Here is a 12,342-nt window from a genome sequence, read left to right as displayed (position 1 = left end):
AATATTTTGGAGGAATACAGGAATGATCGACATTAAGTTTTTACGTGAGAATCCTGACGTAGTAAGAGAGAACATCAAGAAGAAATTTCAGGACGAGAAGCTTCCCCTTGTGGATGAAGTGATCAAACTGGACGAGGAGAGAAGAGCCAATCAGCAGGAAGCTGATCAGATCCGTGCCAACAAGAACAAGATTTCCAAGGAAATCGGCGCACTTATGGCTCAGGGCAAGAAGGAAGAAGGAATGGCCCTTAAGGATGAGGTTGCTAAAGAGGCAGCTCGTCTTGAGGAGCTTGAAGCTAAGCAGAAGGAACTGGATGAGGAAGTTACCAACAAGATGATGATCATTCCTCAGATCATTGATGAGTCGGTTCCGATCGGAAAAGATGATTCACAGAACGTAGAGATTGAGAAATTCGGTGAGCCTGTAGTTCCCGATTTCGAGATCCCTTATCACACAGATATCATGGAGAGCTTTGACGGTATCGACCTTGACGCAGCAAGAAGAGTTGCAGGTAATGGTTTCTATTATCTCATGGGCGACATCGCAAGACTTCATTCAGCAGTTATTTCTTATGCAAGAGATTTCATGATAGACAGAGGCTTCACATATTGCGTACCTCCTTTCATGATCCATGGCAACGTAGTTGCAGGTGTTATGAGCTTCCCTGAGATGGAGGCCATGATGTACAAGATCGAGGGCGAGGACCTTTACCTTATCGGAACATCAGAGCACTCAATGATCGGTAAGTTCATCGACCAGATTATTCCTGAGGAAGAGATGCCCAAGGCTCTTACCAGCTACTCACCTTGCTTCAGAAAAGAGAAGGGTGCTCACGGTATCGAGGAGAGAGGTGTTTACAGAATCCACCAGTTCGAGAAGCAGGAGATGGTTGTTATCTGTAAGCCTGAAGAGTCCAAGGTTTGGTATGACAAGCTCTGGAAGAACACTGTAGATCTCTTCAGATCCATGGATATTCCTGTACGTACTCTTGAGTGCTGCTCAGGAGATCTTGCAGATCTTAAGTGCAAGTCCTGCGACGTTGAGGCATGGTCACCAAGACAGAAGAAGTACTTCGAAGTTGGCAGCTGTTCTAACCTTGGCGATGCACAGGCAAGAAGACTTAAGATCAGAATCAAAGGTAAAGACGGAAACTACCTTGCACATACCCTTAATAACACTGTTGTTGCTCCTCCGAGAATGCTCATCGCATTCCTTGAGAACAACCTTCAGGCAGACGGTTCAGTCAGAATCCCTGAGGTTCTTCGTCCTTACATGGGTGGCAAGGAAGTTCTTGTTCCTAAAAAATAATTATTAGAAAAGAGGTAGTTTTTTTGCATAAGTTCTTGCGGGCAGTAGGGTTTTCCCAGATAAAGGACAGAAAAGAACTGATCAAGATGATAACCGCATCGATTCAGAATGCTGAGAAAAGATCCTACGTAACAACTAAAGATAATGTGATGCTTGCAGAGTTTGCAAAGGATTACGCAGACAGGATAGGTGTTGCTGTATGTGGTGAATTTGATGATGAAGATAAATTCATCTACGAATATTACTATCCATATCTTATTCCCACCGGTGTCAGCACCGAGGAGGATATCAATGTTGAACGCCACGCAGCACAGTATTCCTATGCCGGCGTTGTAAACGAACCAAGAATCGGCGTTACACTTATCTACTACTTACAGAATATGGTGCCCTATGTGAAGCTGGAAAATGAGAACAAGTTCCCCATCAAGGGAACGACCCTCAGTCTTTCCTCCCTTTCCGTCCAGGGCCAGATCCTTATGCCCATAGCCAAGACCGATGAAGAGAAGGCTGTGGCAAGGAAAAAGACAAATTACAGAAATAACCTTATCAATAATGCCAGACGAGGAGACGAATCAGCCATTGAGTCTCTGACTCTGGATGATATGGATCTTTATACTTCAATCTCAAGGAAGATCAGAAAGCAGGATGTCTTCAGTCTTGTGGACACTTACTTCATGCCCTACGGTGTGGAGTGCGATCATTACTCAGTGCTGGGTGAGATCATAGAATGTACCAGGGTTACCAACTATGTGACCGGGGAAAATATCCACATAATGAGGATCAACTGCAACGACCTTGAGTTTGACGTATGTATCAACGAGGTTGACCTTCTGGGTGAGCCTGCAGTTGGCAGAAGATTTAAAGGAAACATCTGGATGCAGGGTGTTATCAACTTTGCAGAGATGAATCCTTGATAATGCTGATAATCTACAAAAAGAAAGGAGATTAGTATGGCAACACCACATAACAGTGCAGAAAAAGGTGACATTGCAAAAACCGTCCTTATGCCGGGAGATCCGCTTCGTGCGAAATTTATTGCAGAGAATTTCCTCACAGATATAAAGTGCTTTAACGAAGTAAGAGGAATGCTGGGCTTCACCGGTAAGTATGAAGGAAAAGAAGTGTCTGTAATGGGACATGGAATGGGAATTCCTTCAATCGGTATCTACACCTACGAGCTTTTCAATTTTTATGATGTTGATAATATCATCAGAGTTGGCTCAGCAGGCGGACTTCAGGACAATGTCAACGTTATGGATATAATTTTTGCCATGGGTGCACACACAGATTCCAACTACGGATTCCAGTTCGGACTTCCAGGAACCTTTGCTCCCACAGCAAGCTACAATATTCTTGAGAAGGCAGTAGCCATTGCCAAGGATAAAGGCGTTACTTATCACGTAGGAGATGTTCTCTCCTCAGATGCATTCTATAAGAAGTGCAATGAGAGCGAGCTTTACAGAAACTTCGGAGCCCTTGCGGTTGAGATGGAGACACCTGCTCTTTACATGAACGCTGCAGAGGCAGGCAAGAACGCTCTTACAATTCTTACAATTTCCGATCATCTCTTCAAGGCTCAGGAGCTTTCCGCACAGGAGAGACAGACCAGTTTCACAGACATGATGGAGATCGCGCTTAAGACAGCTATACAATTATAATTGTTGGGGTTTTTATGGGAAATATTTCAGTAATACTCGTTTCTATTGCGGTTTTCACTGCATTGGTCCTGTATCTGACCATCAATCAGGACAACCGTGAGAAATGGGTAGGCTTTGCTTTTTCAATCGCAGCTCTCTCGGGACTTACCATATACGGATTATCATATTCCAGAAGTCCTGATCCCGGGATAGTTGAGGTTTTGAGAACAGTAATAGACACAGGCCGTATGTTTGCCGGCATGAATAACGTGGCGGTATTCACAGAGGTAGTGGGAGAGGGATCCCCCTGGCTTATTCTGTTCTGGAGCGCACACTTTTTAGCCTATTATTCAATGGCCAGCGTTTTTATCCTGGTACTGGGAAAAAGCGCCATCAGCAAATTCAGATCCTGGCTCCTTCGGATCAACGATGTGGAGCTTATTTACGGAATCAACAAGAGCTCTTTGGAATACGGCAGAACAGTAGCCGAGGGAAAAAGAGTGTCTGTGGTGTTTGTGGATACAGATGCCATGAAGTGGGAATCCGACATAAGGCAGATAGGTGCTCTTATCTACTCGGACCCTTCAGCCCTGAATCCTGACAAGAAACTTTTGAAGAGACTTGGGGTAAAAAAAGGTAAAGGCAAGTTCCATCTCACAGCCCTTTCAGATAATGCGGATCAGAATTTTGATTATGCTAAAAAGCTGCTGAGCAGCCTTGAGAAAGCAAACATCAATCCTGAACAGACAGGAATAACCATTATCGGAAGAGAAGAGATGGAGGGCATAAGGCTTCTGGCCAGTCCCGGATACTACGGCTACGGACAGGTCAAGGTTTTTGAAAAAACTGAGCTTATCGCCAGACTTCTTTTACAGAAATTCCCCCTCTGCGACGTGGTTGAATTCGATGATGAGGCAAAGGCACACAACGGAATCGAGATCGTCCTTATCGGTTTTGGAAGACTTGGTCAGGAAAGCCTTAAAAAGCTTGTGGCCAACGGCCAGTTTGAGGGAAGTTCTTTTAAAGTAAGAGTCTTTGATCCGAATTTCCACAACATAGACGGTTACTATCACTACAGATATAAGACCATGCTTGAAACCTACGACATAGAGTTTTTTGCGGCGGATGGAAGAAGCAGACAGCTGACTGACTACATTCTTGAGAACGCAGAGACTATCAACTATGTGGTGACAGCGGTGGGTGACAATGAACTTGGAAGAGAGATTGCCACCAATATTCTCGATCTTTTTCATGAGAGAAAGAGAGTTGTGCCGGTTTATCAGTGTACAAGCGACAGCGTATGGTGCTATAAGTACGGCGAAGAGAGAAAGATCTGGAGTCTCAACGACGCCGATATTCTCTACGGCGGCAAGATGGATGACAGAGCCAAAGAGATCAACCACTACTACTGCGGCGAAGAGGGTGATGTGGACAGACAGTGGGCTGAATGTGATTACTTCAGCCGCATGAGCTGCAGAGCCAGCGCAGACTTTTTGACAGCGCTTTTCAAGAGACTTGAGATCGTGGGAAAAGATTCCGTTTCTCCGGAGGTTCTTGAGAATCTTGCCAGAACCGAGCATCTTCGCTGGAGCGCATTCCATTATTCCATGGGCTTTTCCGGCATGACCCCTGAAACCCTCAAGGAGAGGGCGGAGCTGTTTAAGACTGACACCTCCATCAGGATTACTAAGGATATGGCCGGTAAGCAGCATGCCTGTCTTATTCCCTGGGAGGAGCTGGATGCTCTTTCAGATTTTGAGAATAAGATCACAGGAAAAAATGTTGATTACAAGCAGATGGATCGTGACAACATAAATGTCATGATAAGTCTTTTGGCAAAAGTTAAGAAGAAATAATAAAGATAAAGGTGCATGACCTTGGGGCCATGCACCTTGTTTTTATATTTCGGATTTAGCTTTTTCCTGGGCAGCGATAACCTTGTCGCAGAACTCGTCAAACTCAGGATCCTCCTGATATCTATCCAAATGTGCAAGTATATAATCAAGAGAAATTCTAACTCCCTCGTGGAAGGGAATGTTGGTGGTCATCTGAGGAACAAGGCGTTTGAGTTTGCTGTTATCAAAAATGACAGATACCGACTTATCTCCCAAAAGGCTTCCGGTGAAGTCATAGCCGTATTTTTCTCCGGCGTCAGCAAGAAACTTAGAGGCTACATAGTAAGGCTTTAACTCTACACCCAGGGCATCTGCGATGGTCTGATAAATCTGATTCCAGGACAGGATCTCGTCTCCCGTGATCTGGAAAGCCTCTCCGATAGCGTGTCTGTTGCCCATAAGTCCTGTAAAGCCAACAGCAAAGTCGCTGTTAAAGGTAAGAGCCCAAAGGGATGAGCCGTCCCCCTGGATGATAACAGGTTTGCCTTCCTGCATACGGCGGATCACCTGATAAAATCCTTTGTTTCCATGAACTCCGAGAGGGATAGTCCTCTCATCATAGGTGTGGCTTGGCCTAACGATTGTAATAGGGAAGCCTTCCTCTCTGTACTTTTTCAAAAGAAATTCTTCGCAGGCAATCTTGTTTCTTGAATATTCCCAATATGGATTGGCCAGGGTTGTGCCCTCGGTTATAACGTGATGAGCCGCGGGCTTGTTGTAAGCAGAGGCAGAGCTTATGAAAATATATTGTTTTGTCTTATCTTTGAAAAGTCTGTAATCCCGCTCCACTGCTGAAGGAGCGAAGGCAATGAAATCGCTGACTACGTCAAAGCTCATGCCTTCAAGTTTTTTTGCCACGCCTGCTTCATCATTTATATCTGCGGTAATGAGATTAACTCCTTCGGGAATCTCGTCTTTGCGGTTGCCTCTGTTGAGAAGATAAACATCCCAGAGAGGATCCTGTGAAAGGAGCCTGACGATTCCCATGGAGATTGTGCCGGTTCCACCGATAAATAGAGCTTTCATAGTTCGCCTCCCTTATACCATCATCTCATAGATCTTTGTGCAGTCGTCAGTGTTAAGAGTAACAAAGCCTGATATACTGCCGCCGAAGCGCTTAACATATTTTCCTGCGTCATTTTCTGTATCTTTTCCAAATGCAAAGTAGGCAGGCTATTGTTCAGGCTTTTATCGGAAGCCAGATCTCTGAGTAGTAATCAGGGTCCTGGGAGCCCAGTTTATACTTGGTTTCATCACTGTAGAATTCGATGTTGAGGCCCGCAGCCAGCTCATAATTGCTGGAGGGAAGCCACTCGTTGAAAACTTCGGTGTTAACGCTCTGCAGAGCCTGTGGCATCGCGCCGCGGCAAGGGAACACTGCCCAGGTGTACTCGGGGATTTCCCTGACTTCATATCCCTTTTCCCTGGCCAGATCTTCGTTATAGTTATCTGCGATATAGTAGCGGAACTGATCTCCGGGAATCTCGTCATCGCAGATACCATACTGTCCCATTATCTTGTTATCAGGATTTGCAAACACTTCGTCCCAAAACTTGGGAACAGTGCCATAGCTATTGGTATAATCGATGTTCTTCGATACGCCCATAATCTTAAATGCCGGTTTTTTCTCGATTCTGTAATCCATAGTTTTTCCTCCATCTAACGTCAGCTTGATATGCAGCGGTGGAAAAGCTTTTATGTTTCCACCCTTATTTCTTACATCAGTTGGGGTGATCCCATGAAATCTTGTGAACGCTTTGGTGAAGCTGTCTGCTGAATCATAGCCGTACTTTACGGCGAGATCGATGACCTTGATGTCTGTGGAGATCAGCTCTTCTCCTGCAAGAGAGAGCCTTCTCATCCGGACATATTCTCCAACGGTGTATCCGCATAGCATGGAAAAGCCTTTCTGGAAATAAAAAGCGGATGTGTTTACTTCCTCAGCAATTCTGCCCACCGTCAGGTCCGAAGTCAGGTTAGCCTCAATAAATTTGATTGCGTCTTCAATGATCTTCGTCCAGTTCATAAGTTACCTCCAACTTGATTGTATCTTTAGTATAGAGGATTTGTACAGCCCATTCCCGACATTAAATGCTTTCTTTTGTCGGCGGTTTTAAATTAGCAAAACAAAAGGAGCACGATGATATCGTACTCCTTGTTCTAGCTTGTTTTAGTTTGACTTATGCAACTGTGTCGTCATAAGACTTTTCCGGCTGTGTGGTCTGCTCTGCTGCCTTTTTAGCTTTTACTGAAATGATAACAGCAAATACAACACAGATCGGCACTGAAAGTAATAATCCCATAAACAGTGATCCAACAATGCAAGCGATGAAGCCGCCGATTGCAAGACCATTGAATTTCTTCTTAAGTCCAAGAAGAAGTGGAACTAAACCTACAAGTGCTCCGGCAACCAATGAGCCAACAATTGCACCAATTGCAAAAGCAACCTGATTTGCGTCCATATTTATTTCCTCCCAACAAATTTTGACAAAATTATATCATACAGGAATTTATATCACAATCAGAATCACTTTTTTGCCTGATCAATTTCCTGAAGAGATTGGGGTCAGACCCCAATCTCTTTTTTGTACAAATGGACCACAAACCCCGTCCCCCAGGTCCATCACCATACTATGTATAAATCCAATGGTCTGTTATAATTACGGGGAAAATAACGGAAAATTAGCATAGGTATTGGAACAAAGAGCATGAATTATTTATATTGTCCTGCAGGGAACTATGAGGATTTCGCCAGTGGAAGAGTGATACACGGCGCCAAAGGAATCCCGAATTTCCCTGTCAGATTAATTGCAGAAATTTTTGGACGGGCGATGGCGGTTTCACCTAAGAAAGACCATCTGGTGGTTTATGATCCCTGCTGTGGAGGCGCATATTCCCTGGCAATCATTGGCTTTTTTTACGGAAGCAGTATTGAAAAAATCTATGGAAGTGATATTTCCGAAGATATGATCGAATGTGCCCGAAAGAACCTGGAACTTCTTACTTATGAAGGGCTGGACAGAAGGCACAGCGAGCTTCAAAAGCTATATGAGGAATTCGGAAAAGACTCACACCGTGATGCAATAGGGAGCGTAGAGACATTAAGGCAAAGGCTGGGCGGAGAGATCGCGTCAGAGGCTTTTGTTGCTGATTGTACCAAGGCGCTTCCTGACATAAAGCCGGATATAATCATAACGGATATTCCCTATGGGAACCTCGTGGACTGGGGCGGCGAGGGCGAGATAAGCGCCATGATGGAAAGCCTGTACAATATAGCAGGCGATGGTACCATTCTGGCTGTATGTATGGATAAGAGCCAGAAGATTACCGGCGATAAGTGGCAGCGCACTGCCAAACAGAATATAGGAAAAAGGCGATTTGAGATTTTGTGCAAAAAACAGCTATAACCGATTGCACTATATTATTCAGCGTTTGAGGGCTGTATGATAATTCTTGTCAGGAGGACAGAGCAATGGAATACAGAGCAACAGTTGAGTCAGCAATTGACTATGGCAAACAGGAAAAAATGGATGACTGGATTCATCAATACCTTAACGCGGAGGGGAAAAACGTTCCTCTTTCGGAGGGGTTAAAGAGTAGCAACAAGTATTATTTCAGTCCTGCAAAGTTCCCAATAAGCCTGTTCAAAAGGTGTTCAGGTCCGGAAGATAATATGAAGTACTGCGTTGATAAGGGCTGGTGGGAGTACAAGATTTCTGAACTTACCAAGGTAATACAGTCGGGAGTAGAAGTAGCCCCCATCATTGTAAATTACGTGGACGGAGAGTTTGAACTGAACGATGGCAACCACAGGTTGCAGGTGTATCAGGATCTTGGAATCTCGCAAAGCTGGGTTATTATCTGGATCAATGAGGAGCAGGAAGTAAAAGATTTTATGTGCAAATATGGGGACTATGTCAAGAATTGCACAGTTATAAAAAGATAAGTTGGAGGGAACTTAAATGAAACTGTATATTATCACCGGATGCTGCGGCTCCGGAAAATCAACAATGAAGGATGCTTTAGCAGACATTCTCGACCAGAATAGATTTGCCTGTATAGACAGCGATGAAGTGGGCCTTAACTGGTGGGACTATAAGGGAACTGAGAGAGAATCCAAATATATAAGGATGATACTATGGCCAAGGCGGTAGAAATGGCAGGTGGTAAAGACCTTGTTTTTGTCTCCTGCATCAATCCTCAGGACTACATCGCAAGCCAGGAAATCCCTGAGTGTGTCGAGTCCACAGACTTTATTGTCCTTTGTCCCGCTGATGAGGAGATAGTTAAGCGCCTTAAGGCAAGACCTGAGGAGAGAGGCTTTACTTCTTACGATAAGATTGAACCCCATGTTGGTTTTAACAGGTGGTTTAGAAAAAACAAAGGGAAGTTTTCAATGTTCATCGACAATACGGATAAGAGTGTCGATGAGACAGCAAAGATGATAGAGTTGTTTTTGATTAAATGAAAAAGGAGCCTCAGACAGGCTCCTTTCGCCTAAAAATCAACCATAAACTGAGCTCTTTGTATAGCCAAGATGTTTTTCCATCATGAAGCATTTAGCTGCATTGACAATTCTTCCATGACCAGATCTATATTATTGCTTCTTACAAATAATAGTTTTTGATCTTTTCCTTTCACTGACATTAGCTTGTAGTATGCAGCATGAGAAAGAACTTCTGTGTTACAGATTATATAGTCCTTGTCTTTTACTGCAGCAGCAGGAAAGGTCTTGTTTTCGGAATTTAAGTATGTCCATTCCGGAAACTCAGTTTTCATTTTGCTTTGCCAGTTGTCGTGGCCTCCTATAACGACCACTTTTCTGCCTAACCAGTTGTCGTAATCTATATCTGACTCTTTTGGGCCTGCACTATTTGAATCATCTTTACTAAGCAAATATACATAATTCCGTAGCGCAGTAAGATCTTTTGCGGCATTTTCATGCTGCTTTTTCATAGATTCATTTTCTTCACGAAGGCGGGTAATTTCCTGATTTAGTGAAGTGACTTCTTCTTCAAAATCATGAAGAGAATTTTGGATGTAAAGTTTTTCTTTGTTAAGATATTTCTTTTCTAAAGATAATGATTCTTTTTCCTTTTCATAAGAATATTTTTCAAGAGGAGATAAAGTCTCAATAAAACTGGTTACACGTTTCTCAAGTTCTGCGATGTACTTACACAGTGATGAAATATGTAAAGCATACCAATAGTTTCTTTTATTCCATGTGGGCATTAAACCCAATAAGTTATTGATCTCCGAATCTGTGAGGTTATAATGAGCCAGTTTTCTTGGACTTATCCCATAACTTTGCATAAGCTGCCTAACCATATCGCTTTGAGGAGCAGTTGTAACATCAAAAGAAGAGTTTGGCATGTATATTTCTGTAGTTGATGACAATGTTCCATACTCACTTTTAAATTTTTCCAAAAAATCTTTGTGAGTATTGGTGTTTTCATTAGTTATTGAAAGATTTTTTTGACTATCAGATTGCTCTTCACATATAAATTCATCAATATAGCCTGCTAATGAATTAAGCATAATTAGCATGTCATAATCAAGGATAAGGGGTAAATCCATATTCTCGGCCAGGACTAACGATATTGGTACGATACACATTTTGTACAGGAAAGGAATGGAAGCAGTATTTAGCTCTTTTTTGACAATATCACGTAGAACATCAGAATTTATACCATTTGATCTTTTTAGAATCTTTTTTATATGAGGAAAGCCATTACTAATTAGTTCAATGAAGCTTTTATAGATATCCTCTGATTTTTCAATTCGCATTATTTCAAGCATTGCATAAAGCATACGAGAGTATGGAATAAGGTGAGCTCTTAAGTTGCTTTCAAATACAGTATTTTCTTTCATGTTTGTTAAGTAAAACGAATAATACTCCGGATGCTCAAGCCACAGTTCTTTTAGCTTCGTATGGCATTTTTCCTGGTTTACAATCCCGTAGATTAAATAGTAGTCAATTTTAAATGATTGAGAGCACTCCGACTTTAACAATGGAGTAAGATACCCGATATAATAAGCTTTGTCGCGGTCTGAAAGACTAGAATCGCTAAGAAATTTCTCTGTTTTACCAGCGGCTGCTATATCAAATATTTTCACAAGATCATCCTCGTCGAGAGAAACACTGTGAAATTTGGAATCGAAAGAGGCAATCTTATTATACAGATCAAGTTGTTCTATCACCGCTGACTCCATAATATGTTTTAAAAATATTTCTCTGGTTTCCGGAATAGATAAAATTTTCCTTACAAATGCTTTTTTGCCTGACACAGAATAGTCTAAGCCCTTAAATATTATTTTTTCCCCTAAATCCATTTTTCCTCCAACAAATATAAAAATATTAATAGCAAGTGGATAAATAAACGATCTGTTTAAGAAAACATTAGAATTGTTTAGAACCACAGGACTGTATTATAGAAAAATCGATTAGAAATGTCAACACGCTAATGGACCTGGGGGACGGGGTTTGTGGTCCATTTCGCTGTATCTACGATTCGTATACATCGGTATATCGTCAAAAATATACTCCATTTTGCAGACTTTTTCAGAAGCTTCAAGCTGCTTTTTTCTTCTAAAAGTTATTCCGATGAAGAGCTTATGCAGTTATCAGAAAAATCAGAACATGCCTTAAGCTTTGGTATAAAGACCACGCTTCTTGCCGGTATCTGTGTTGTACTGATTGGTTTCGTTGTCTTCATGCAACATCTGTCTGACCCTGCGACCATCGGAGCAAACCTTGCTGTAATGGTGCTTACTTCACTTTATGCCTGCATAATCTCTCTTATTCTTCTGATAATCAAGGGAAGGCTTCATCGCTTTCATGCATAGTCAGTAGTTCCTGAAGAGATTGGGGTCAATCTCTTTTTGGTATAAATGGACCACAAACCCCGTCCCCCAGGTCCATACATTCCGCCACTCACTTAAGTCGCACCGGAGAGGGAGAGGCTCTTTTTTTCTTGCGAGACGAGCATCCATCCGAAATGGGATAACATTGTGAAAAGGGGAGAAGTAACAGAATCTTGTGGGGGAGGCAGACACCCTTCGGCGGAATGGAAATTCGCGAGTCATTCGTACGACGATGATGATTTAGGAGCGCTTCAGACAGTCAGGCAGGCGAGTGTTCTGAACTACGTGAAATGAGACTGACTGGCTGGATGAAGCGCCCTAAATCACTGAGCCGGCGAAGCGAGCAAATTTTCATTTCGCCGGAGGGCGGCTTCCTCCCTCATAAGATTCAGCACATCCCCCTCTTACGCCAATATCCCCATTCGGATGGATGCGGACTCCCAACAGCACAAAAAAAGAGCCTCGGTAAAGAGGCTCCGGACTGTTCCCGATGCGATTCGAACGCACGACCTTTCGCTTAGGAGGCGAACGCTCTATCCTGCTGAGCTACGGAAACATGCTTGATAACCAAGACTTATCTATACTAGCACATACCAAAGAGTTTATCAAGAAATAATAGAGAATTCATATTTTATAT

At 42.8% G+C, this 12,342-nt stretch carries 13 protein-coding genes and 1 tRNA gene; 9 read left to right on the top strand and 5 right to left on the bottom strand.

Annotated features, from left to right (window positions below; translation table 11 throughout):
* Window positions 1-22 precede the first annotated feature (22 nt).
* From serS to T359_RS0112120, 4 genes are read left to right on the top strand one after another with little or no spacing between them, the layout of a single operon-like run.
* Entirely contained in the window at window positions 23-1,309 is a 1,287-nt protein-coding gene (gene serS, locus T359_RS0112135) for a serine--tRNA ligase (protein WP_026517719.1), read from the top strand.
* A 23-nt stretch (window positions 1,310-1,332) separates the two neighbouring features.
* Window positions 1,333-2,223 (top strand): DUF3881 family protein, encoded by an 891-nt coding sequence (locus tag T359_RS0112130; RefSeq protein WP_026517718.1) that lies wholly within the window; start codon window positions 1,333-1,335, stop codon window positions 2,221-2,223.
* Window positions 2,224-2,259: 36 nt separating this feature from the next.
* Entirely contained in the window at window positions 2,260-2,967 is a 708-nt protein-coding gene (gene deoD / locus T359_RS0112125; protein WP_026517717.1) for a purine-nucleoside phosphorylase, read from the top strand.
* 14 nt (window positions 2,968-2,981) lie between these two features.
* The gene (locus T359_RS0112120) at window positions 2,982-4,802 is read left to right on the top strand and encodes a hypothetical protein (RefSeq protein ID WP_026517716.1); all 1,821 of its coding nucleotides are present in this window, start codon (window positions 2,982-2,984) and stop codon (window positions 4,800-4,802) included.
* Window positions 4,803-4,844: 42 nt separating this feature from the next.
* On the opposite strand, the gene T359_RS0112115 is transcribed toward T359_RS0112120, so the two are convergent.
* The 3 genes from T359_RS0112115 to T359_RS0112105 form a co-directional block, all read right to left on the bottom strand.
* The gene (locus T359_RS0112115) at window positions 4,845-5,867 is read right to left on the bottom strand and encodes an NAD-dependent epimerase/dehydratase family protein (protein ID WP_026517715.1); all 1,023 of its coding nucleotides are present in this window, start codon (window positions 5,865-5,867) and stop codon (window positions 4,845-4,847) included.
* Window positions 5,868-6,021: 154 nt separating this feature from the next.
* Entirely contained in the window at window positions 6,022-6,867 is an 846-nt protein-coding gene (locus T359_RS0112110; protein ID WP_026517714.1) for an AraC family transcriptional regulator, read from the bottom strand.
* A gap of 154 nt (window positions 6,868-7,021) precedes the next feature.
* The gene (locus T359_RS0112105; protein ID WP_026517713.1) at window positions 7,022-7,303 is read right to left on the bottom strand and encodes a hypothetical protein; all 282 of its coding nucleotides are present in this window, start codon (window positions 7,301-7,303) and stop codon (window positions 7,022-7,024) included.
* 246 nt (window positions 7,304-7,549) lie between these two features.
* Here T359_RS0112105 and T359_RS0112100 point away from each other — a divergent pair, with 246 nt between their 5' ends.
* From T359_RS0112100 to T359_RS21675, 4 genes are all read left to right on the top strand, one after another.
* On the top strand, window positions 7,550-8,248 hold the full coding sequence (locus T359_RS0112100) for a hypothetical protein (protein WP_026517712.1): 699 nt from the start codon (window positions 7,550-7,552) through the stop codon (window positions 8,246-8,248).
* A gap of 65 nt (window positions 8,249-8,313) precedes the next feature.
* Window positions 8,314-8,787: a ParB/RepB/Spo0J family partition protein gene (locus T359_RS0112095; protein WP_026517711.1), complete on the top strand. Its 474-nt coding sequence runs from the start codon at window positions 8,314-8,316 to the stop codon at window positions 8,785-8,787.
* A 16-nt stretch (window positions 8,788-8,803) separates the two neighbouring features.
* Window positions 8,804-8,995, top strand: coding sequence for a hypothetical protein (locus T359_RS21680; RefSeq protein WP_026517710.1), 192 nt, complete (start codon window positions 8,804-8,806; stop codon window positions 8,993-8,995).
* Window positions 8,980-9,309, top strand: a complete 330-nt coding sequence (locus tag T359_RS21675) for a hypothetical protein (RefSeq protein ID WP_026517709.1) — start codon at window positions 8,980-8,982, stop codon at window positions 9,307-9,309. Before T359_RS21680 ends, T359_RS21675 begins: the two co-directional genes overlap by 16 nt.
* An 80-nt stretch (window positions 9,310-9,389) precedes the next feature.
* Here the strand turns inward: T359_RS21675 and T359_RS0112080 are convergent, their stop codons facing one another.
* Complete coding sequence (locus T359_RS0112080) at window positions 9,390-11,174, bottom strand: hypothetical protein (protein ID WP_026517708.1); 1,785 nt, start codon at window positions 11,172-11,174, stop codon at window positions 9,390-9,392.
* Between the two features lie 282 nt (window positions 11,175-11,456).
* Between T359_RS0112080 and T359_RS22525 the strand changes: the two genes are divergently transcribed.
* Window positions 11,457-11,687: a hypothetical protein gene (locus tag T359_RS22525; protein WP_155840115.1), complete on the top strand. Its 231-nt coding sequence runs from the start codon at window positions 11,457-11,459 to the stop codon at window positions 11,685-11,687.
* 500 nt (window positions 11,688-12,187) lie between these two features.
* On the opposite strand, the gene T359_RS0112070 is transcribed toward T359_RS22525, so the two are convergent.
* A tRNA-Arg gene (locus tag T359_RS0112070) sits at window positions 12,188-12,261 on the bottom strand.
* Between the last annotated feature and the right edge of the window lie 81 nt (window positions 12,262-12,342).

The organism is Butyrivibrio sp. MC2021 (genome assembly GCF_000621605.1).
GTDB lineage: Bacteria > Bacillota > Clostridia > Lachnospirales > Lachnospiraceae > Butyrivibrio.
The sequence above is the reverse complement of the archived record's forward strand: the minus strand, read 5'-3'. Positions and strand labels throughout refer to the sequence as shown.